19 protein-coding genes and 4 pseudogenes are annotated in these 22,451 nt (G+C 53.0%); 16 read left to right on the top strand and 7 right to left on the bottom strand.

The window, feature by feature from the left end; all coding sequences use genetic code 11:
* The 4 genes and pseudogenes from ACIP1X_RS05875 to ACIP1X_RS05860 all read left to right on the top strand — a co-directional run.
* Positions 1-99: pseudogene (locus tag ACIP1X_RS05875) on the top strand (type VI secretion system tube protein Hcp); the annotation flags it as partial.
* A gap of 91 nt (positions 100-190) precedes the next feature.
* On the top strand, positions 191-2,266 hold the full coding sequence (gene tssI, locus ACIP1X_RS05870) for a type VI secretion system tip protein TssI/VgrG (protein ID WP_400750236.1): 2,076 nt from the start codon (positions 191-193) through the stop codon (positions 2,264-2,266).
* Positions 2,263-3,096: a DUF4123 domain-containing protein gene (locus tag ACIP1X_RS05865; protein ID WP_400750233.1), complete on the top strand. Its 834-nt coding sequence runs from the start codon at positions 2,263-2,265 to the stop codon at positions 3,094-3,096. The genes tssI and ACIP1X_RS05865 overlap by 4 nt, the downstream gene beginning before the upstream one ends.
* A 19-nt stretch (positions 3,097-3,115) precedes the next feature.
* Positions 3,116-5,626 carry a LysM peptidoglycan-binding domain-containing protein gene (locus tag ACIP1X_RS05860; RefSeq protein ID WP_400750230.1) on the top strand — a complete coding sequence of 837 codons (2,511 nt, stop codon included), beginning with the start codon at positions 3,116-3,118 and terminating at the stop codon, positions 5,624-5,626.
* A gap of 34 nt (positions 5,627-5,660) precedes the next feature.
* On the opposite strand, the gene ACIP1X_RS05855 is transcribed toward ACIP1X_RS05860, so the two are convergent.
* Complete coding sequence (locus ACIP1X_RS05855; RefSeq protein WP_400750227.1) at positions 5,661-6,656, bottom strand: formylglycine-generating enzyme family protein; 996 nt, start codon at positions 6,654-6,656, stop codon at positions 5,661-5,663.
* A gap of 75 nt (positions 6,657-6,731) precedes the next feature.
* Here ACIP1X_RS05855 and ACIP1X_RS05850 point away from each other — a divergent pair.
* From ACIP1X_RS05850 to ACIP1X_RS05800, 11 genes and pseudogenes are all read left to right on the top strand, one after another.
* A pseudogene (locus ACIP1X_RS05850) lies at positions 6,732-6,989 on the top strand (type VI secretion system tip protein VgrG); the annotation flags it as partial.
* Positions 6,989-7,638 (top strand): annotated as a pseudogene (locus ACIP1X_RS05845) (RHS repeat domain-containing protein); the annotation flags it as partial. The pseudogenes ACIP1X_RS05850 and ACIP1X_RS05845, both read left to right, overlap by 1 nt.
* Positions 7,639-7,773: 135 nt before the next feature.
* Positions 7,774-8,196: a hypothetical protein gene (locus ACIP1X_RS05840; RefSeq protein ID WP_400750224.1), complete on the top strand. Its 423-nt coding sequence runs from the start codon at positions 7,774-7,776 to the stop codon at positions 8,194-8,196.
* Positions 8,196-8,507: a hypothetical protein gene (locus tag ACIP1X_RS05835; RefSeq protein WP_400750221.1), complete on the top strand. Its 312-nt coding sequence runs from the start codon at positions 8,196-8,198 to the stop codon at positions 8,505-8,507. Before ACIP1X_RS05840 ends, ACIP1X_RS05835 begins: the two co-directional genes overlap by 1 nt.
* Before the next feature lie 143 nt (positions 8,508-8,650).
* A pseudogene (locus ACIP1X_RS05830) lies at positions 8,651-9,039 on the top strand (IS21 family transposase); the annotation flags it as partial.
* Positions 9,040-9,128: 89 nt separating this feature from the next.
* Positions 9,129-9,575, top strand: a complete 447-nt coding sequence (locus ACIP1X_RS05825; RefSeq protein ID WP_400750218.1) for an SMI1/KNR4 family protein — start codon at positions 9,129-9,131, stop codon at positions 9,573-9,575.
* Positions 9,576-10,262: 687 nt separating this feature from the next.
* Positions 10,263-10,607, top strand: a complete 345-nt coding sequence (locus ACIP1X_RS05820) for a hypothetical protein (RefSeq protein WP_400750215.1) — start codon at positions 10,263-10,265, stop codon at positions 10,605-10,607.
* A 152-nt stretch (positions 10,608-10,759) separates the two neighbouring features.
* Positions 10,760-10,978: an HNH/endonuclease VII fold putative polymorphic toxin gene (locus tag ACIP1X_RS05815; protein ID WP_400750259.1), complete on the top strand. Its 219-nt coding sequence runs from the start codon at positions 10,760-10,762 to the stop codon at positions 10,976-10,978.
* The gene (locus tag ACIP1X_RS05810; protein WP_082341419.1) at positions 10,975-11,367 is read left to right on the top strand and encodes an Imm50 family immunity protein; all 393 of its coding nucleotides are present in this window, start codon (positions 10,975-10,977) and stop codon (positions 11,365-11,367) included. The genes ACIP1X_RS05815 and ACIP1X_RS05810 overlap by 4 nt, the downstream gene beginning before the upstream one ends.
* A gap of 1,359 nt (positions 11,368-12,726) precedes the next feature.
* The gene (locus ACIP1X_RS05805) at positions 12,727-13,116 is read left to right on the top strand and encodes an Imm50 family immunity protein (protein WP_400750212.1); all 390 of its coding nucleotides are present in this window, start codon (positions 12,727-12,729) and stop codon (positions 13,114-13,116) included.
* Positions 13,117-13,417: 301 nt separating this feature from the next.
* The gene (locus ACIP1X_RS05800) at positions 13,418-14,245 is read left to right on the top strand and encodes a glycosyltransferase (protein WP_400750209.1); all 828 of its coding nucleotides are present in this window, start codon (positions 13,418-13,420) and stop codon (positions 14,243-14,245) included.
* Between the two features lie 322 nt (positions 14,246-14,567).
* On the opposite strand, the gene ACIP1X_RS05795 is transcribed toward ACIP1X_RS05800, so the two are convergent.
* From ACIP1X_RS05795 to ACIP1X_RS05770, 6 genes are all read right to left on the bottom strand, one after another.
* Positions 14,568-15,152 (bottom strand): hypothetical protein, encoded by a 585-nt coding sequence (locus tag ACIP1X_RS05795; protein WP_053119178.1) that lies wholly within the window; start codon positions 15,150-15,152, stop codon positions 14,568-14,570.
* A gap of 85 nt (positions 15,153-15,237) precedes the next feature.
* Positions 15,238-15,417, bottom strand: a complete 180-nt coding sequence (locus ACIP1X_RS05790; RefSeq protein WP_053119175.1) for a hypothetical protein — start codon at positions 15,415-15,417, stop codon at positions 15,238-15,240.
* 11 nt (positions 15,418-15,428) lie between these two features.
* Positions 15,429-15,671 (bottom strand): hypothetical protein, encoded by a 243-nt coding sequence (locus ACIP1X_RS05785; RefSeq protein WP_053119173.1) that lies wholly within the window; start codon positions 15,669-15,671, stop codon positions 15,429-15,431.
* A gap of 298 nt (positions 15,672-15,969) precedes the next feature.
* Entirely contained in the window at positions 15,970-17,037 is a 1,068-nt protein-coding gene (locus tag ACIP1X_RS05780) for a lipocalin-like domain-containing protein (RefSeq protein ID WP_400750206.1), read from the bottom strand.
* A complete protein-coding gene (locus tag ACIP1X_RS05775) occupies positions 17,027-19,498 on the bottom strand; it encodes an ABC transporter permease (protein ID WP_400750203.1) in 2,472 nt (823 codons plus the stop codon). Before ACIP1X_RS05775 ends, ACIP1X_RS05780 begins: the two co-directional genes overlap by 11 nt.
* Positions 19,495-20,148: an ABC transporter ATP-binding protein gene (locus ACIP1X_RS05770; protein ID WP_282357393.1), complete on the bottom strand. Its 654-nt coding sequence runs from the start codon at positions 20,146-20,148 to the stop codon at positions 19,495-19,497. Before ACIP1X_RS05770 ends, ACIP1X_RS05775 begins: the two co-directional genes overlap by 4 nt.
* A 138-nt stretch (positions 20,149-20,286) precedes the next feature.
* Here ACIP1X_RS05770 and ACIP1X_RS05765 point away from each other — a divergent pair, with 138 nt between their 5' ends.
* Entirely contained in the window at positions 20,287-22,260 is a 1,974-nt protein-coding gene (locus ACIP1X_RS05765; protein WP_400750200.1) for an alkyl/aryl-sulfatase, read from the top strand.
* Positions 22,261-22,451 lie beyond the last annotated feature (191 nt).

Below are 22,451 nucleotides of genomic sequence, written 5' to 3'. Positions count from 1 at the left end.
CACCTGGAAGAAGTGCAGTTCACCTACCGCAAAATCACCTGGACCCACGAAGTATCCGGTACTTCGGGTTCCGATGACTGGCGTGCTCCAGTCGTTTAATTACGGCTGATTGTTACAAGCATCGGCCAGCTCTGCTGGTCGATGTTGTTTTCGCAACTCCAGATTTTTGTGACAGCACGAGGAACAAGGGATGTTCGCGCCGGCCAATGAAACCCACTTTGCCCTGACCATCGAAGGTCTTTCCGCTGACTTTCAGGTGTTTACCCTGCAAGGCCGGGAAGCCATCAGCCAGCCTTTTGTCTTCGAGGTGGAGCTGGTCAGTGAGCAGCCGTCGCTGGATCTCGAAACCCTGCTGCACAAACCGGCCTTTCTGCAACTGTCGCCCGACGGCAGCGGCATTCACGGCCAGATCTACCGCGCCGCGCAAGGCGATTCCGGCAAACGCCTGACTCGCTACTCCGTGACCTTGCGCCCGCAACTCGCGTACCTCGCGCACCGCGTCAACCAGCGCATCTTCCAGAACCTTACAGTGCCGAAAATCATCGGCATGGTGCTTGAAGAGCACGGTATCCAAGGCAACGCCTACGAATTCAAGACCGGTTCGATTTATCCCGAGCGCATTTACTGCGTGCAATACGATGAATCGGATCTGCATTTCATCCAGCGCCTGTGCGAAGAAGAAGGCATTCACTACCACTTCCAGCACAGCGCCATGGGCCACAAACTGCTGTTCGGCGATGACCAGACGATATTCCCGAAACTAGCGCCCGTGGCCTATCAGCAAGACTCCGGCATGGTCGCCAGCGACCCGGTGATCAAGCGCTTCGACCTGCGCCTGGAAACCCGCACCAGTCGCACCACCCGCCGCGATTACGACTTCGAAAAACCGCGCCTCACCCTCGAAAGCGAAAACCGTGGCGACGCCCTGCCCGACCTCGAAGACTACGACTACCCAGGCCGTTTCATTGACCGCGAGCGCGGCAAACACCTGGCCAAACGCGCCCTCGAACGCCATCGCAGCGACTTCCAGCTCGCCGAAGGCAAAAGCGATCAGCCATTGCTGGTCAGCGGCCACTTTCTCGCGCTGACGCAACACCCGAAAGCCAAATGGAATGACCTCTGGCTGCTCACCGAAGTCCTCCACGAAGGCAAGCAGCCGCAGGTGCTGGAAGAATCGGTCACCAGTGACACCACCGCGCTGAAAGACGATTTCCATCAGGGTTACCGCAACCGCTTTCAGGCCACGCCGTGGGACGTGCCGAACCGCCCGCCGCTGAACCACCCGAAACCGCGCATCCTCGGCAGTCAGAGCGCCGTGGTCACTGGGCCCAAAGGTGAAGAGATCCACTGCGACGAATACGGCCGCGTCAAAGTGCAATTCCACTGGGATCGCGAAGGCCTGGCCGACGACAAAACCAGCTGCTGGCTGCGTGTCTCCAGCGCTTGGGCAGGCGCGCAATACGGTGGCATCGCCATCCCGCGCATCGGCATGGAAGTGCTGGTCACCTTCCTTGAAGGCGACCCCGATCAACCGCTGATCAGCGGCTGCCTGTACCACAAGGAAAACACCGTCCCGTATGAGCTGCCGGCGAACAAAACCCGCAGCACGTTCAAGACACTCAGTTCTATGGGCGGTGGCGGCTACAACGAACTGCGCATCGAAGACAAAAAAGGTCAGGAACAGATCTTCCTGCACGCCCAGCGCGACTGGGACGAGAACATCGAGCACGACCAGAAAATCCGCGTCGGCAACGAGCGCCACGATACCGTAGAGCAAAACAGCTACAGCGAATTCAACGCCGAAGAACACCACACCGTCTACGCCGACCGCAAAGTCGAAGCGCGCGCCAACGACCACCTCACCGTGGGCGTCAACCAGCACATCAAAATCGGCACCGGCCAATTCATCGACGCCGGCCAGGAAATCCACCTCAGCAGCGGCATGAAAGTCGTGCTCGAAGCCGGCGCCGAACTGACCCTCATCGGCGGTGGCAGCTTCATCAAAATCGACGCCGGCGGCGTGACCATGAGCGGCCCGGTGATCAACATGAACTCCGGCGGCAGCCCCGGCACCGGAACCGGCGCCGCCCCGCTGATGCCCGGCATCCTCAAACAGGCCGATGCCGACAAGGCCGGCCAGGTTGTAAAACCTTCACTAGGTTCATTCAAGGCACAGTCAAAAGCTGGCGTGTTGCTACCGACGCCATCATGTCATCTGGATTCAACAGGTTGCTGCCCAATTCACCAACCGGGTGCTTCTGTATGATCGTTTCGATTGAATCCCCCTTCAAGCAGCCTGCAACAACAAGCGTCATGTGCATGATTCTGGATAGAAGTTGTGACCCTGATCTGTTGAGCCACTTGTATCAGGGTGACGAACAGTCTCGGCCCAGTTGCATACCTCTGTTCACAGAAACGCCTTACGCAGATCTTCAGCCTGCCGGTCCATATGCAGTCCTGTGCCCGGAAAAAGGTGCCGCCATGGACTTCATTGATACTCTGCTGGAACAGGCTGATGCTGGATGTGTCGCTTGGCTGAGCACCCCGGCATCTCTGGATCAGGGGGTTGAGCACTGGCGCAGCCTGCTGTCTGTACGTACCGATGATGAACCGCAACAGATGATGCGTTTCTATGACCCGCGCTGGCTGGAACCCTTGCTGCTTAGTCTTGACGAAACTGAAAAAACGCAATTTCTAGGCCCGTTCAGCGGCCTTGCCTGGCGAAACGAAATCGGTTGGCGGTATTACGCCAAGTCACAGCACAGTGCGCAAACAGCCGTCCAGCCACCAGCATGGTTATATTTGAGCCCGCAGCGTCAGCAGTTAATCGAGCAGGGGCGGTTGAAGGTCATTGCGACCCGTTTTGCCGACGACTACCGCGATACATTGCCGCCCGAGGACACCGTTGAATTCGTCCACCGACAACTGCTGGCGGGCCAGGACATGGGCTATGAGCAAATGGCTGATCAGGAGCGCTGGTTACGCCTGACAATAATTCAGGGCGACACTTTCTGGGCACGCTCGCCCCACGCAGAACTGCTGGCCCGTGACGACATTGCGCTGGGCGACAAGCTGACCCAACTGGAAAGTCTGTGAATCACAAGGACGACGAGCAATGAGCAACACCTACATCGTTAAGAGCGGCGACACTCTTGGCAGCATTGCCGCCGCCAACAAATGTTCCGTGGTAGATCTACGGGCACTGAACCCGATCATTACCGACCCCAATCACATCAAGGTCGGCTGGACGTTGCAGCTACGGGCCGCGTCCACCAAAGCCCTGCCTCCTCCCAAACATGCAGAGAACCAGAGCACGACCGCCGTAAAAGGCGCCGTCGAATGCAAAGATGAACTGGTCGAAGTCATCCATATCACCGGCGAAGAGCACTTCTACGTATTGACAGAAAAAGAATCGAACGCGCTCAAGCAGCAGTCCGACCTTGTCAAAAAATTGATGGATGAGTTGCACCAGAGTCTGGCGAGCGCTACCGAAGCCAGTAAATGCGCCAAAACCAAGGATCCTAAGGCAACTTGTTCCTGCACGAGTTGCGTTAAAAATAAGTGGAACGAAAAGGCAGAAGAAGCGGGCCTGTTACAGCGATCCCCTCCTCCGGTGGAAAAGCCTAAAACCGTCATCGAGCGTAAGGAGGATCTACAGGGCCAACTGGCAACTGTGCAACAGGCCCGAGACTGGTATCAACGCTACACGCCGAAAGCCGCGTTCGAAGGGAGCTATCTGGAGAACAACTGGAAAGGGCTGCAAACCAAAAAAGTCGCCGAGCTCAATGCCGAGATTCAATCATTGCGCACCCGAATTACGGCGCAAGGCAAGGCGGAAGCCGGCGACAGTTCCACCAGTGCCAACGGCGCGGCGCCGGACATAAAACACGGCAAGGGTAAGGCTTCTGATACCCAGAAGGGTAAGCAGGTAAAAACCGGCATCACTACGGTCGAATACATTTCCTTCCGTGACCCGACCCGCCGTCACTACATCTCGATTCGCACTCGCCAGCAGTTCACTTGGAACGTAAAAGTCCCCACCACCGTGATGCGAGGCAAACCGTTCGACAAGAATCTCGCGAAAGATTTGATCAAGGACATCAGGACAGCTGTCTCCGATGCCCGTAAAACCAGCCCTCTCGGCAGCCTCGAGGCCAAACTCACCTCGTGGACGAGCAAGGACGACAACCTGCTCAACGCATTACACAAAGAATGCTCTTGGACCTCCAACGAAGCGGACTCAGCGCAATATGCGGTATCTGCCGAAGCCCATGCGTTCCGTTTTGCCGCAACAGCTAGCGCCGGGATCAACAGCTGGGAACCGGGCAAAGGCAACGTCGAAGTCGGTGTCAAAGGCAGCGCGGCGATCTCACTGGCCGAAGGCTCCGTAGCGCTCAAGAGCTTTTTCCCGGATCAGGGCGGCTATGTAGTACGCATGCCTTACCGCAACGCTGAGGGCAAGGAAGTCGTCAGTGATATCGGTATCTTCCGACTCGACGGTAAGGTGGAGTTGTCATGTTTCGTTGGAGCAACAGCGCAAGGTCAGGCCGGCGTCAAAGCTCAATACAAACCAAAGGAAGCGGAAGCCTCTGGCGCGACCGCGTTACTAAGCACACCCGACATCGCTGTCGACAAGCGACGTGGTGGCAGCCTCGGCGTCAAGGGTAACGCTTTCGCCGGCGTGCAAGGTGGCGGCACTGTTACCGGAACTTTGAAATGGCTTGATTCGACCAAACAGGGAGTGGGTAAGATCACTGGCGGACAGGCGAATGACAGTGGCAGTACAGATTGGTCGAGTTTGGTTGAGATCAAGGCTGAAGGGAACGCGGCTTTAGGTATCGGGGCGGGTTTTGATTTTGGTATTGAGATCAGTGCGGATCGTTTGGCAATCAACTGCAAAGCCAGCCTGGTTTTTGGACCGGGTGCCGGAGGCGGATTTGGTACCTCGGTGGATCTTGAGAAGGTCGGTGATCTAATCTATGTATTTTGCAACGCACTCTCGAAAGCGGACTTTCATTATCAGTTAGCAGTAACAAAAGATGCTTTTAATTATATGGCGGTGGGTCTATTTAGAATTGCAACGAATCCAGGCCAGTCCGTTACTGATGCGTTTGAAGGTGGCTTCAGTAAGATGTCGTTATGGTGGAAAAGACGGGAAACCACAAAACAGGAAGCTCAACGCCTCGCAAAATACCTACTCAACAACCAATCAATTCACGTCAACAAAAAATCCATTCCGTTACACATGCTCCCCCCCGAAACAATTGGCCCCATGCTTTACTTATTAACTGAAAGCTTTGTAGAGTCTTGGGCTGAGGATCAAGAAAAAGCCATAGTTCTTCTACTTTCACACTTAAGAAGTTGGAAGCACTTTACTGAAACACTAGAGCACTGCTCCAAAGATGGCAGAAAAGTTAATGCCATGGAAAGCCTCGACCGCTTAAACTCTCTACTTGATGGAACAGAACAGCAACAATTCAACCGCTTTATCGGAACATTAGCGATCAACATTGATTTTTCATCGCAAAAATATGGGGCAATAGCATGGACGCCGGGCTTAGCTTGGCGTAAAGAACAAATTTTAATGGCCGCAAAAAGAAGTAACCACTTCAGTGGTCTCGCTTGAAAAAAAGGCGCCAATGGCGCCTTTTTGTTACCTGTCACTTAAGCGAACTTGTAGTTTGAATCGCACAACGGAATCCTGTACCTGGATAGTAAGCATCTTTGTCAGGATTATCAGGCCAGCGTCGTACAATCGGTGCTGCTGATAACGGCGCTTCCGGATAATTGGAACCTCGCTTTACTTTCTGCGTCCCAGATTCAGGGCCTTGCGGATCATCTACGGGAGACTTTTTATAATAATCTTTGTCATACCAATCATTTACCCAATCCGTCGCATTACCGGACAGATTATAAAGACCTAGAGGATTTGGTGGAAATCGATCTACCACAAACGTTTCCCCCTCGCCCTCAACCGTAAAGTTTTTACCTACGACCAGGCTTCCATTACTCGTTGGGAATAGTATATGCAAACCACGATTACGCGCAGAAAACTCCCACTGAGCCTCAGTTGGAAGATCTACCGGATAACCACTCAAGTCTCCAACCCAATTACAAAAATCTTTAGCCTCCTGCCAGTGCTTCGTGGGTGCTGGCAGTTTCGAAGCATACATGTTTTTTAAATCCGTTCTCCCGCGGTACTCAGCATCAAAAAGTTTTCTTCCTTGAGCAGCAAAAAACACATCAAACTCGCCAATGGTAGTTTGATATTTCGAAATATAGTAAGAACTCAGCTTAACCGAATGCACAAAATCATCATCAGCATTACGACTAATATTACAAAGTTGCTCCGGCTCCTGCCCACAAGGCCAGGCACACACATCCTTCTCGTCGTACTCACAAGCCCAGCCAAAATCCCCCATATCAAACTGGCCACCTTCGACAAAAACCATATTGTCGATCGACTGCACCACCGTGATAAGTACCTTGTCACGCAGTTCGCTGGAGAGATCCGGGTATTTCCCTTTGATCGTGGCCGCAATCGAAGTGACTTTTTCCGGAGTCAGACTTTTGCTGGTTGGCAAAGGCCCGGACTCGGCCTCACAACCTACCAGCAGCATAATGAAAGGAAGGGCAAGCACAGACTGACGTAACACGAGCAATATCCTTATAAGGTATATCAAAGTACAAACCTTACCACTCCATCCCGCGACTACAAAACATCAAATCCCCACCGCAGCGACTTCCAGCTCGCCGAAGGCAAAAGCGATCAGCCATTGCTGGTCAGCGGCCACTTTCTCGCGCTGACGCAACACCCGAAAGCCAAATGGAATGACCTCTGGCTGCTCACCGAAGTCCTCCACGAAGGCAAGTAGCCGCAAGTGCTGGAAGTGTCGGTGACCAGTGACACCACCGCGCTGAAAGACGATTTCCATCAGGGTTATCGCAACCGCTTCCAGGCCACGCCGTGGGACGTACCGAACCGGCCAACCGCCTGCTGATGCAGGGCGACCGCCACTACGACTATGACGCCTACGGCAACCTTATCCGCGAGCGGCGCGGCACCGGACAAAAACTACTCACTGAATACCAGTATGACTGCCAGCATCGCCTGGTCGGCGTAAGCCTGCCGGACGGCAGAACGGCGTCTTATAAATACGATGCCTTCGGCCGCCGTATCGAGAAAACTGTCGACAGCCATACCACCGAATTCCTATGGCAAGGCGAGCATCTGATAGCCGAAAGCGCCGACAACCGCTATCGCAGTTACATCTATGAACCCGGCAGTCTCCGCCCCTTGGCGATGCTCGACGGTGAAGGCCCTCTAAAAGCCGCCCCGTTCTACTACCAACTCGATCATCTCGGCACACCGCAGGAACTCACCCTCTACAGCGGCGAGATCAAGTGGTCGGCGAAATACCGTGCATACGGCAACCTTGCGGCGTTGGATGTCAGCGAAATTGACAATCCGCTGCCGAGACGGGCTTACACTACAACCGGCACCGTTACTACAATCCAAACACAGCACGTTTTCTGACGCCGGATCCAATCAAACTTGCAGGAGGATTGAATAACTACCAATACGTACCTAACCCGACAGGATGGGTGGATCCTTTGGGCCTAAATACCTGTCCTGGTGGAGATTGATGCAAGCCCCCCACCGGCATCGAAGATCCTATATCCAATTCGAGCGTAGACGACCTCACTAAGGCCCCTGAGGTAGCGCAGCCAAAACCAGATTTCTACGTAGGTCCCTCGGGCCCGGACTCCACAATGCCCTCAACTGGCTATCGCTATATTCGATACAAAAATGATGAAGGCACTCTCAACAAATGGGGTCAGGACGCAATAGAAACGAAGAGTCAGGGGGTAACCTACTTCGGATTCGAAAAACATGAATCAGGTAAGGACGCACGAAATGCATTTCAGGTTAAAGGGCCTGAACATGGGCCCGACGAAAATGGTCCTGGCTCACGGAGCGATGCGCGCATCAGGGCTGAATTTGATACTCTGCAGCTCTACGCTGACGGGAAGCCGAGAGCACGTGTTCCTTTTTGGAAGACTGATACTGACAAATCCCAATTAGAGCCTTTAGCTAAGGCTTGTAGAAAATACGGCGATGGGGGAGCGCAACAACTTCATCTTGATGGTCAAAAAGTGAACTTCGATAAAGTTGATATACTCCCGGATAAGTAATGAGAACCTTTTACATAATTGCCAAAAAAGATATTGAGCCAAATTTCCCGCATAGCTCAAACTGGCCGAAAGTTATAGGCTACTCATTCGCAGATAAGTATTTTTATCTATCGGAGGGCAAAGGCCATGGATTCGCCGCGAACGACATGCCTGAATCAAAAGCGAAGAGGCCAGAGTGGCTTGAAATATTTTCAGCCCTAGATGCGTTCTGGTTTTTAGATTTTATCGACAACACAAACTTCACAAGCGAAAAAGATTTTTTTGATAGAATAACGACAATGCTCGGCAGTGTAGACACGATAGACTTCTGAAAACAACATAATAATAACTAATACAACATGGAAAGGTTAAAACATTCAAAGCCACCAACAGAACACCATTGTTAAGTGTTATTGAACTCTACTGGTGTTCTGTAGCATAGGGCTTACAGATTCGCTTCCAACTTATAGTTTTTTACAGCCAGCTCACAGCGCTTGTACGTTCGTGGTGAGGTGAGCAAGGCAAGTCTTTACGCGCTTTTGTACCGCTGACGTTTGCACTCGTAGAGTACTTCCAGTTTGACTGGAGCGAAGAAGGTCTGCTGATCGGTGGCTTGTTTCGACGCATCCAGGTCTCCCAGCGCCAGTCGCGCATTTTGCTTGGTTGCGTATCCCACACGAGATGCTGTTAGATGCCCATACTCGCTCGTTTGGCGCGTAAGGCGGGGTGCCGCGTCGCGGCATCTAAGACAACATGAAAACGGCTGTCGACAAGGTCAACAAAGGCAAAGGTCGCACGGTCAATGCCCGGTTTGTCGTCATGTGTGCCCACTACCTATTCGATTCGGGCTTCTGCAACGTGGCTGTACTTCACGGACACATAAACCCGTCTCTTAAAAATGCACGAAAAGCATGATAGAAAGGACGAACCAAAGACCTTGAATGAGTATAGTCATGCATTACTATCAAGACCTTATAACAAAGTTATACAATTCGGATGAAAAAACCTTTTGGTTTGGCCCAACAAGTACCGAGCAAATTGAAAAACTCGAAAATATTCTTAGACTAAAATTGCCTCAAGACTTTTTTGATTTTTTGGTTGTATGCGGTGGTGGTGGCGCAGCGGATTCAGAAATATGCGGAATTGAGGACAACGATGCAACTATAGACAACGGCGGAACAGTAAATTACAGCACCACGCGCTGCCGAGCAGAATTCAAACTACCAAGCCAATATGCAGTCATCTACTTCAAGGACGATGAAATTTGCTGGGCAATTGACTGCAGCCCATCTGAAAACGGGAAAGTCATTAGCTATGACCTGTTTAAGAAAAAACCACCAAAAAAAATAGCCGATAATTTTTATTCTTTTTTCAAAGAATATGTCGAACTTAGAACATAACAGCCATATAACTTTAAAAAGTAACCAACCCAACAAAAAAACAAAATATTCACCACGGCAAAATAGTATAGATTCATTTTCGAAGGCATTAAAATGAATCTATCACCGTTCACAAGCGGAAAAAAATCAATTGGCAACACAGCTTTAATCAATGCCACATCTACAAAATGCGGAAATCAATGGACTGGTCGTCATTATTTTTCCAATCATTCAGATTTTTTATCTTGAGTATTGAGCGTAAAAACAAGACACTTTATACATGATTGATCATGATGGAAGAGATGGCGGTTGATTTTTTATAGAAAAAACCGCCCCTAACAAATACAAAGAATAGATAAAAGATTGTTCACACAATGGACGACAAAGAGAAGGCCAAGCAGTGCGGAACTTTGCTACAGACAGTCTAAATAGTAAGGTGACGGAAAACCGAAGGCATCCTACCTGCCTGACATAGCTAATAAAATCAGTGGATATGAAAACAAGCCGCCTACTCCGCAGTGCGCGATGGAAATGTATTTGATCACGGTGGCTCAAGATATAAATCTTACAGGTCAGAAACCCCGATCTGCTTCAACAACGGAAAACTAATAAACTGGATAAAAATTGAGCTTTCAAAAGCCGGCGAGTCTGTAATCCATAGTTTCCCGCCGACCCCAAACAGAGTTAAAAAATATATAGGCAACGTAAATGAGATCAAAACTTGACTACAAGCTGCAACCTATTCGAGTGCCAAGCGGCTGGACAATAACAATCAACAATCTATTTGAAGTCGAGTTAACACCGGAGACCAGCGACTGGTTTTCCAGCTCAGTACTGATTGGCGGTGTTCGACGCAGTACCGGGCATTGCTTTGACTCGAGAGTGGAGCCAGAAGGTGACCCTAACGGAGAATTTGTGATTGATTTCCTGACAATCGAATACGACAAAGAAGGAAAACCGATTAAAAACTCCGAAAATTTTCTTTTTGAATTCAGAACAAAAAGCAAACTCGAATTTATCGAAAAAATTGAAAACCTCATGATTGAAATCTAAACAATCAAGCATTGTTTTCAGAAAAATTTATTCTCCAAATAATCCAAATCAAAAAAATATACCCACTCTTACACCTTAAAAACTAATCTGTCACTTTTATACTCCTGGGTTAAATTGGTGCTAGGTAGCGACGAGTTACAACGGCGCGGAAAATAAGTGGAGGGAAACCGATTTTTACAAGAGAATATCAATTCACACGTAATAACGGATCCAAAGCAATTAACCAAGATCACTCAGCAGGGCATCAATACCACGAACCAGGAAATAAGGGCCACCTGGCAGCTCACTTCAATCTGAGACAGATTGAAAACCCAAGAACAGGCAAAATACCTGGTGCAAAAGAAAGCTATTACTTCAAGGAAAAAAAATGAAATACTGGAATGAATTAGACGGAAGCTCGTTCTTCAACAGAATTTTCACAACTCCAATTTCTATTGGAGAGGTAACGCTTTTTTCTTTAAACATAGACAACAACAGATCAGCAGTAATCCTTGAATTTGACATCATGGAGTATCCAGAATCACCTCCAACGAAGTGGATCCAGTCTGGTTTCAACACCTGTCGAATCGGCCTCAACTGCAGTAATATTGACGAGTTTCTAATAAAAAACATCCCTATCAAACAAAGCCTAACCATCACAATATCAAATGAATTTGGAAGTTATAGGATTCGTGCAATAAGCGACGATTCACTAATAGAATTCACAACAAAACATCCTTTATTATGCGGCCCCTCCGCCTATTTCAATTCATCAGATTAGACCGACCGGTTGATGAGTCGCGCTTATGAATTCCTGCTGCAGTATGGCCGAACAGTGACAAATCGAGCGCTCTTTGGGACATGCAAAAGCAGGGAAAAGCCGGCACCATAATCCCCTTTAAACGCAATCGAAAAACAACGTTAAAACTATTCAGGGCATTAAAAAAATGAGCAATTTCGATGATAAAATCGAAAAGGACTTAGTAACCTTCGGCATTTATTATGAAAGCTGGAGTAGACCGATCATGACAGACTTGTCGTACAAATTAGTCAGAAATTCCAATTTACAGGTTCTAAAATTGCCTGGAGCTCTTTTCTAGATAGCATATCTTACTCAGAAAAAACGCAGACAAAGCATTTTTTAGAAATATCAAAAAAACAAAAGATCTTGAAATTAATGAAATTATTTTTATCGGAGACTCGCTCACTCAAAGTTCATACAAGATCCACACAATAAATTTTGAAAAAACTTTAGCGATATTTTCAGACATTCCGCAGCACACATATTTTTTTCAAGACAATTCAACATCATCGGCTGCATAAGTAGTGAAGGGGAAATAACTTTTTGCGAGATCCGCTCTTAGCATAAATATGGCCGTGCGGTAATGCCCCCGATGCGTCTCCAGGACACTTTAAAAATGAAAATAATTTGCAGGAAAAAAAGATAGACAACAGCTTCACCCCTGACACTGTTTCAAGGCTAAAGCGCTATATATCAATCGGGAACAATGAGCTCGACATCGAGCCCGGAAAAGAATACGTAGTTTACGGAATAGAATTCTGGGATAACTGCCCTTGGCTATATATTTGTTCCGAATCCTATCACGAATATCCGAAGCCATACGCATCAGATTTTTTCGAAATATCGGACAATAAACTCTCATCACAATGGATCCTAAAATCCCGAGAAACCCATAATCATTAAAACAAAACTCAACTTGTATTTCCCGAACGGGCTGACGACGAGAGCTTCTACGAAAAATTAATTGACGAGAACGAAACCTGCATTGACATCTTTAAAAAAAATAGAAAAATTATGGATACCGAATAAAAAAGACAATCATCAATATCCAACCAAACAGTGAACAATTACACTCCCAGCGTGGAATTAATTTCACACATTCCCGACAATAAATTCAGCACTTATTAAACCGATCCAAGAACCAGTATTCCCACCCAACACAAAAAAGAAGCTTCCAACATATTAAAAACTAATTTTCAAAAAGCTCGAAATTGTTTTCACGAAATCAAACAAAATAATGCTTCCTGCACGTGACACCGCTATTTTCTCTAAGCGGGCTATGTTAATAGCCTTCTACTGAAAAAACTTGAATATCAGAACTTATCAGAGTGAAAAAGCATGTGGACATCTTCAATTTCTAATAAAAAACAGTGGACTTCTATTTTTGGGGAGAGCCACTCGCCAGCAAAAATGTGTATTGCCTATGCACGGTTAGAAGGCAATTGCATTTATTTAAAACTACATAGTGAAATAGAGCAGGCATTCGCACCCAAAAAATGGCTAGAAAAACAATATAACGAGTATGAATTTGGTATCTATATTAATAATGTCAAAGACATCAAGGTAGAAAATTTCAGTTTTACTGGAGTGGCACGCATATCGATCACAAATAATGATCAAATCTACAAATTTAAACTTGAGATCAATGACTCATGCAGCGCCACATTTAAAGCAGAAAGCATTACTATCGCTAACATTAAAGGCTACCGCAACGATGGTGCCATTTAGACCTACTGACGCTAAAACTTCCCCAATCCTAACTTTCAATAAAAAGCACTGTGACTTGAGAAAAATAACCCGCTCCTGGTACTTCTTTTTTCAATCGCCTTCAATGCTGTCGCGTCGTCACTTCATCCATAGCAACGTCCCGATGGCACCACTGTTCTCTTGCTCACCTACCAGCCTGCCACCCTCCAACACACCCTGCCCCTTCCTTAACCCCAAAATTAAGGTTCACCTAAGGTTCCATCGTTACCATCCCGCCCCATGAACCACTGTCGCCCATGAGTCGCGGATGAGACCTTCTGATATGAAAGCCTTAGATTTTCCAGCCCAGCAGCAGGCGAATTTCAGCGTTGTGCTGGTGAATTACAAGACGCCGGACTTGACCAAAATGTGCCTTGAGCTGCTGCGTGAGCACGTTCAGGAGCAGCGCATTCCGGTGTGGGTGGTGGACAACGATTCCGCAGACGCCAGTCTCGATTATCTGCGTACGCTCGACTGGATCAATCTGATCGAGCGCCCTTCTGTGAAAGGTGAAGCCGGTCATATCGCGCATGGCAAGGCGCTGGATCTAGTGCTGGACAAGGTTGCCACCGATTATCTGTTTCTGTTGCACACCGATACCTTTGTTTATGACAAAGAGGTGTTTGCGATGATGATGCGTGAGTGCGCGAATAATCCGGATATGGCCGCCGTCGGTTGTGTCGAGCAAATCAATCGCGGGATGCTCAGAGAGACATGGCGATTAACTTCGCGTTTCTGCAAGCACTATGTCCGTCGCGCTAAAACTCAGTTGGGTTTGAAAACCAAAGAGCCGAAGCCGTATCGGGAAACTCATCTGAAGAGTTTCTGCACATTGTGGAATGCTCGTCTGGCCAAGTCTCATGGTTTGCACTTTTGCATGGATGATCGGGTGCCTGGATATACGCTGCAGGATCGCATGGTGAGCTTGGGCTATGGCATCAAGTTTCTGTCGCCACGCAAGATCTTCAGCTATCTGGATCACATCCAGTCAGGCACCGTCGCCGCCGCAGGCACCTACGGCAAGGATCATCGGCGTACGAAAATGTACGAGGCGTCGATCAAACGTCTTGAACAGCAGCGAGGCAAGGCCGGGATGCAAGCATCGGCATAATTTAAAGACACAAAAAAGGGCGACTATTCAGTCGCCCTTTTTTGTTGCCGAATTTTGTATACATACGCTTCGTTTAAAGTGTTCGCCCAGTGTTATGGCCTGGCAATCCATGCACCGGTAAAGAGCCCTGACACTGGGCGAACGGAAGGGATTTTAATTGAAGTTGGCGCTTATGTCGTCATGAAGAATTGTGAAATTTATGTACTGGAAAGTTAAAACTCCGTCACTCGGATATTTACCGACAAACTTCCTACAAAATCTTCTATATGATTGTTCTCATACACAAAGCTGTACAAGAACAATCATTCTGTAGAGTTAATACTCAGCTTTCATGCTGACTGGTCACTTTTAATATATCGGTGTAAGTGACGATGACGCTCTGCCCTACTTTCAAATCTTTCAGTTTGGCTTGAATTTCAGGCTTTTTCACGTCGAGTGTTTTCGATTGGCCCGACGGGTTTTCCAGGGTTACCTGGTTCTTCTTCAAATCAATTTTGGTGATTTTCAGTTGCACCTGAACCTGACGGAACGCTTCGCCGCCGGGGTTATCGGTGCCCGGCGCCTTGCGCAGTTCGCCGGTGCGTTCGGTCGTGCCAGGCAGACCTTTATCCACGTCGGTATCCAGGTAAGCGGCGACAGAACGCTGGACTTGGACTTTGACCAGATCACCGACCTTGAGGTTGGCGAGGTTTTTCGCCTTGTCGGTGAGTTGTACGTGAACCTGACGGCCTTCCGCGCCTTCGAGCACAACCTGATGGTTGGCGGGATCGACGGTGACGACTTTGGTGGTGACCTGATCCGCTTCGATGGTGGCGGACAGCGGAATATCGGCGGCAAATGCTCCGAAGCTGGTGGCGGACAGTACGGTTGCGAGGGTGATGGCTTTGGCCAGTGCGTGGAGCTTCATAAGCAATACTTTCCCTGTGATGAATGGCAGCCACCGTCGCCAAAACGTTTTTGGCGACGGATGTCCGATTGAGCATAGCCGCTGTTCAGGGCTTGGTTTGAGATTGTTTTGCGGTGTCTTGTGCGGTGGATTCGCCGCTGGGGGTGCCTTTGCCGTGGCTTTGGCGCTGCTTGGGATCGGTGGGGCGCAGGGCGTCGTTGTCGCGCTCGGTTTCGCCGGCGGGACGCGGTTCGTCGGGGTGTTCGCTGGGGGTGATGGGTTTCATGGTGGGTGTCCTCAGGCTTCGGGGTCGTCGAGTTCGCGGGCGACGTTGATGGCGGGCGAATCCTTGTGCAGGTCAGCGGCTTTGGCACGGAGGATCTGCCATTGCTCAAGGTCGATGGCGCCTTGGCCGAGCAGGTCGTCGGCGATGCGTTGCAGATCCAGGTAGTGAGCGTCGGGGGATTGCTGCCAGTAGGTTTCGTCGTCGAACAGACGCTGCCAGGTGGTGAGGTCTGGGGGTTGCAGGTCGTCGCTCATGATCAATCCTCGACAGGTTTCTCTGTAGAGGACACCACAGCAACCCGAGTTCAAACCGATCCGTGCAGGAGCTGCCGGAGGCTGCGATCTTTTGATCGTTTAACCAGCAAGATCAGAAGATCGCAGCCTTCGGCAGCTCCTACAGGGGTTTGTGGTGTTTGAGTAATTCGCGGGCAAACCGCACACCCATTGTGGGAGCGGGCTTGCTCGCGAAAGCGGTGGGTCAGTCACCGGAATGTTAGCCGGGATGACGCCTTCGCGAGCAAGCCCGCTCCCACAGGGGGGTTGTAGTTGGCCGTTAGTAGCCGGTCATTTCCAGGTAGCCCTGGCCCGGGTGGCTGCCAGTGATGTTCACCGGGCCTTCCCAGTAGGGGATGCGCAGGTTCATCCATGCTTTGGGATTGAGCGCATTGATCTGGATGTCGAGGTGTTTGTCGGGAATGCTGATCACCCAGCGGATCGGCATTTTGCGCCCGGCGACGTTGGCGGTGTCTTGCGGTGTGAGGGTGATTTGATCGCCGCTCAGGGTTTGCGTCTGGCCATCGGCAGCGATCCAGGTGCCGGTCAGGTATGGCGCGCCATCCTTCTGGCGGGTGCGAAAGAGCATGACCTTTTCTCCGCTGTCCAGATGCAACGAGAGCCAGTCCCAGCCCGTCTGGTTGGCGCTCAGCGGTTGGCTGCTCCACTCGCGATCTAGCCACGCCGGGCCGCTGACGGTGTAGGTCTGCCCGTCGATCTGCAACGTACCGTTGGCCTGAAAAAACGGCTGACTGTAGTAATACGACGCCTGCCCTTCTACGGATTTGCGGCTGAAGCCTTTGTCACCCTGCAACACCAACGGGCGATTGGCGGTGAGGTGTAGTTGATAGGCGAAGTCTTTATCGCGAGCGCTGAGCTGTAAATCGCTCAAGGGATCGGCAGCCGGACTGCTAAACCGCCAATCATCGATCCACGCCTCAAACGGCGCCACGCGAACGCCGGCCTGGCCCACGCCACCGCGCGCATAACGTTCGGCGGCGTGATGTGCAGACGCCGACGTCACCGCCGCATGCCCCAGCCAGATCACCTGATTGCTCCAACCCGACTGCTCCGGCACGGGTTTCAGGGCGCTGCGAAACAACGTCCATTGCACGCCGAACTGATTGCCCTGCCGATCCTTGAGATTGGCGGTGACGTACCACCACTCGATGCGAAAACCATCATGCGCGCCGTGATCCGCCGGAAAACTGAACACCCGCCCCGGCACCACCGCCGTGTACGCCTCGGCTTTATCGCCCATCCCGGCAAAGCCCTTGTGCTCAGGCGCCGGTTGATCGCAACCGCCGAGCAGCAGCGCGAGCATCAGCACCACGCGGTTAATCCTCATGGGCAAACGTCCTCAACAAATCCGCCGGTTGCGTGCGGTACAGCGAATACAGCGGCCATGCCGAAGCCAATAATGTCGCCAGCAACGCCAACCCCATCAGTTGCAGCAATTGCCACGGGAACACCCGCAACGGCAGGCGCCAGCCAAACGCCTGCACGTTGATCACCGCGTCCAGGCACCACGCCAGCGCAATCCCCAGCGGCAATGCCAATACCAGCGTCAGCACCGCCAGCAGCCAGGTTTGACCGAGGTTGAGCAGCATCAACTGTTTGCGCGTCACGCCCAACGCCCACAGCGGCGCGAGTTGACCGAGGCGACTCTGACTCTGCGTCAGCAGGCTGATAAACAGCGCCACGCCAGCGACCGCGAGGGTCAGACTGTTCAGCGCCGCCGTCGCCGCGAAGGTGCGTTCGAACACTTGAACCGACCAGCCCTTGAGCCGCGCCTGATCGACGATACGGCTGTCATCCAGCTGAAACCGCGTCTGCAATGCGCTCAACAGCGTCGGGATATTTTTCGGCTCGATACGCAGGTTAAAGCGGTTCGGCGTCAGTTGCGGCCAGCCGCGCAATAGGTGATTGACGTTGACCAGCAGGTGCCCTTTCGGATTGCCATAATCGGCGTAGATGCCGACGATGCGCGGCGACCATGGGCCGTTGGGCGTGGGGATCGTCAGGTGCTGGCCGGCCTGCAGTTTCAGGCGGCGGGCGAGTTGTTCGCTGAGCATCACCGCATCGTCCGTCGCCAAATGGCCCCACGGATCGCTGCCGCTGGAATCGAGCAACGGCCAGTGCTCGCGATAATGCGGGTGATCGATCACGCCAAAGACATCCGCCGGCCAGCCTTGCAGCGTCACCGACACCTGCCAGTTGGGCAGCACCGCTGCGACGTTCGGCTGTTGTCGCAGCCAGCTGTACATTTCGCGGGACTGCGCCGGATTGCTCGGGTTGATATAGAGCTCGGCGCTCAGACGTTGTTCGAGCCAATCGTTGAAGGTCTGGCGAAAACCCGAGGTCATGCTGCCGGCGCCAATGTTGGCGGCGAGGGCCAACAGCAACGCCATCAGCGCCAGACTCAGCGCCGGCAATTGCTGCCGGCAGTCGGCGAGAAACCACTGACCGAGCACCGAACGACTGCGCCCGAGCAATTGATTGAGTATCGCGCTGAGCAACACCGGCAACGCCAGCGCGGCGCCGAGCAGCAGCCCGGCCATCAACACAAAGCCACTCGCCAGGCTGTCACCCCAGATCAACGCAGCCAGTGCAATCGCAAGCAGCACTGCCGCCAGCCAACCTTGCCGACGCAACCAGCGCGCATATTGCTGATGCCAGGCTTGCGGATCGGCCACGGCCAACAGTGGCAATCGTGCCGCGCGCAGCAGGCTGTTGCCGCCGGCGAGCAAAGCGCCGAACAGGCTTAAACCGATGCCGCTGAACCACCACCAAGGGCTCAGACGCAACTGCCCCGCCACTTCCGCGCCGTACAAACCGCGCAGACTGGCAGCTACATCCGGCAGCAATATACTGGCCAGCCAATAGCCGCTGATCACGCCGCACACTCCGCCGATCAGCGCCAGCATGCCCAACTCAACGATCAGGCAGAGGATCAACATTCGCGCGCTGACACCACAGGCGCGCAACGTACGCAGCAGGCCTCGACGCTGCTCCAATGCGAGGCCAATCGCCGCGTGGACGATGAACAAGCCAACCAGAAACGAGAGAAATCCCAAGGCATCAAGGTTGAGATGAAAGCTCTCGGTCAGCCGCGCCAGATTGTTTTCCTCGCCGCTGCTTTTCAGCTGCAACTGGCCTTTGAATGAGGCCGGCAACTCGGCGTGAAAGTCCTTGGGCAGCAACAGCCGTGACAGTTGCCCCGGCTGTTCGAGCAGGGTTTGCGCGATACCGATGTCGACCAGCAACACACCGGGCGCCATGTCCTTTTGCACCCGCAGCGGCGGCAATACCAAGCCGTTAACCGTCTGCGGCGTGGCGCCCTCTGCGAGGTTCAAGGCCTGCAGAGTATCCGGGGAAATCCATGTGCTGCCGGGCGGCGAGAAGAACTCGACAATGCGCTCGATCGGCATGGCCTGCCCCGCCACCGCCGAGTCCGTCGGCAGCGATACCGGCTCGATGCCCATCAATTGCAGCCGCTGGTTTTCGTGATCCTTGAGCATCAAACGGCCCTGCAACAGCGGCGACACCGGCCAACCCTGTCGACGCAGATCGACAAACCATTGCTGAGTGAACGTTGCGCCGCTTGGGGTGCTCAGGCTGGCCTGCGGTTCGCCGCCGATCATCTGGCTGGCGCGGGCGTAGCTGTCGCGGGCCTGACTGTTCAGCGCTTCGACGCCGGTCAGCAAACTGGTCGCCAGCCACAACCCGGTCAGCACACTGAAAAACTGCACCGGATGGCGCCGCCAATGGCTGAGCAGCGCGCGCAGGGTCTGGCGAAAAACCATCACGTCAGCCGACCTTTGGACAGCACCACGCGCTGCGCCAATTGCGCCGCGACCCGCTGACTGTGGGTGACCATCAACAAAGTGGTCGGCGTGTCATTAAGTAATTCGAGCAACAGCCTCAGCACTTCATCGCTGGTCGCTTCGTCTAGGCTGCCGGTCGGTTCATCGGCCAGCAGCAATTTCGGCTGCGACGCCAGCGCCCGGCCCAACGCGACGCGCTGTTGCTGGCCACCGGAAAGCTGTTCCGGATAACGTTTGAGCAGATCGCCAAGGCCTAAGCGCTGCACCAGATGCGCCTGCCAGCGCGGTTCATGGCGCCCGGCGAGTCGCGCCTGAAACGCCAGATTGTCCTCAACGCGCAAACTGCCGATCAGGTTGAACTGCTGGAACACCAGACCGATTTCAGTACGCCGCCAGTTCGCCAGTTGCGCCTCGTTCATCTCCTCCAGCCGATGTTCACCGCTGCGGATGCTGCCGTGATCGACCTTGTCCAGACCGGCCACCAGGTGCAGCAAAGTGCTTTTGCCACTGCCCGACTCGCCCATCAGCGCGAGGCTGCTGCCAGCCTCCAGCGTCAGGTCGACGCCTTGCAGCACCGGCAAGGAACCCTGGGGGGTGGCGTAGCTTTTGAAGACGTTGCGAACCTCAAGCATGGCAAAACCTGATCAATGAACCTGCGCCAAGGATAGCGGCCCTGAATGTTTTTTGTCCGTTGACGATCACCGCCGCGCCAGAGCGCCGCCCTACCCTCTGAAACTGGTTCACCCATAACGATAAAAACCGGAGACGCCATGCAACGTTTCACTTTGAGCCCCCGCGGCCTGTTGGCCTGCCTGATCACCGCGTGTCTGAGCCAGTCGGTGCTCGCCGCCGACGCGCCCGTCGCCCCGAGCCCACAGACCATCGCCAGCAACGCCGCTGTTCTGAAGCAACTGCCCTTCAGCGACCGCACCGATTTCGAATCCATCAGCAAAGGCCTGATCGCGCCGTTCAAAGGTCAGATCAAGGACGCCAGCGGCAAGGTCATCTGGGACGTGCAGGCCTACGACTTCCTCGCCAAGGATCAAGCACCAGAGTCGGTAAACCCGAGCCTGTGGCGACTGGCCCAGCTCAATGCGCACGCCGGTCTGTTTGAAGTCAGCCCGAAGTTGTATCAGGTGCGCGGTCTCGATCTGGCCAACATGACCATCATCGAAGGTGACGACGGGCTGATCATCATCGACCCGCTGACCATGGCCGAAACCGCCAAAGCGGCGCTGGATCTGTACTACGCCAACCGTCCGCACAAACCGGTGGTCGCCGTCATTTACAGCCACACCCACGTCGACCATTTCGGCGGCGTGCGCGGGGTGATCGACGAGGCGGATGTGAAGGCCGGCAAGGTCAAGGTGTTCGCCCCGGCCGGGTTTATGGAGCACGTGATGAGCGAAAACGTGATGGCCGGCAACGCCATGAGCCGTCGCGCGCAGTACCAGTTCGGCAGCCTGTTGCCACGCGGTGAAAATGGTCAGGTCGATGCCGGTCTGGGCAAGAGTTCGCCAACCGGCGGCACGGTCACGCTGATCCCGCCGACCGATTTGATCGCCAAGGAGCTGGAGACCCGCACCATCGCCGGCATTCAATTTGAGTTCCAGCTGACGCCGGGCACCGAAGCGCCGGCGGAAATGAACATGTATCTGCCGGAGTTGAAAGCCCTGTGCATGGCCGAAAACGCCACGCAAATGATGCACAACGTCCTCACCCCGCGCGGCGCGCAAGTGCGTGACGCCAAGGCCTGGTCGCAGTACCTCGACGACAGTCTGGCGCGCTACGGCGACAAGGCTGACGTGCTGTTCGCCCAACACAACTGGCCGACTTGGGGTGGCGAGCGGATTCGCACGTTCCTTGCCGACCAGCGCGACATGTACGCGTTCCTCAATGACCGCACCTTGCACCTGCTCAATCAGGGCCTGACGCCACAGGAAATCGCCGACACCATCACCAAACTGCCGGGCTCGCTCGACCAGAAGTGGTACACCCGTGGCTACTACGGTTCGCTGAGTTTCAACACCCGCGCGGTGTATCAGCGCTACATGGGTTTCTACGACGGCAACCCGGCCAACCTCAATCCGCTGCCGCCGGTGGACACCGCCAAACGCACGGTCGAAGCCATGGGCGGCGGCGCGGCAGTGCTCGATAAAATGCGCAAAGCCATGGCCAGCGGTGACTATCGCTGGGCGGCGCAGTTGGGCAATCAGTTGTTATTCGCCGAGCCGGACAACGCCGACGCGCACAAAGCGCAGGCCGAAACGCTGGAGCAATTGGGTTATCAAAGCGAGAACGCCACCTGGCGCAACATGTACCTGACCGGCGCGATGGAACTGCGCAACGGCGTGCCGCCCCATGCGGGCACGTCGGTGTCGGTGGACATGGTGCGGGCGATGAGCCCGGAAATGTTCTTTGATTATCTGGCGGTGCGGCTGGACAGCGACAAGGCTGTGAATCATGACCTGACGTTGAACTGGACGTTCGAGGACTTGCAGAAGGACTTTAATCTGACCTTGCGCAACGGAGTGCTGACGCATCGGGCCGGGCTGAATGCGGCGGCGGATGCGAGTGTCAGTTTAAGCAAAGACACGCTGGAGAAGATCAGCCTCAAGCAACTGGATTTCCCGACGGCGATGCAAAAAGGCTTGATCAAGTTGCAAGGCAACGGGAAAAAACTGGGCGAGTTGATGGGCAGCCTGGATACGTTTGGGCCGCAGTTCAATATCGTTACGCCTTAAGATCAAAAGCCCCTCACCCTAGCCCTCTCCCAAAGGGAGAGGGAACTGACCGAGGTGGATGTTGGAGGTACGCCGACTTGGGATTTCGAGTTGAACTCAAGTTTTGAACTGCACAGTGCAGGATCAAAAGCCCCTCACCCTAGCCCTCTCCCGAAGGGAGAGGGGACTGACCGAGGTGGATGTTGGAGCTA

Origin of the sequence: Pseudomonas sp. NPDC088885 (assembly GCF_044750025.1) — a bacterium.
GTDB lineage: Bacteria > Pseudomonadota > Gammaproteobacteria > Pseudomonadales > Pseudomonadaceae > Aquipseudomonas > Aquipseudomonas rustica.
Note: the sequence above shows the minus strand (reverse complement) of the source record. Positions and strands in the feature narration are given on the sequence as shown.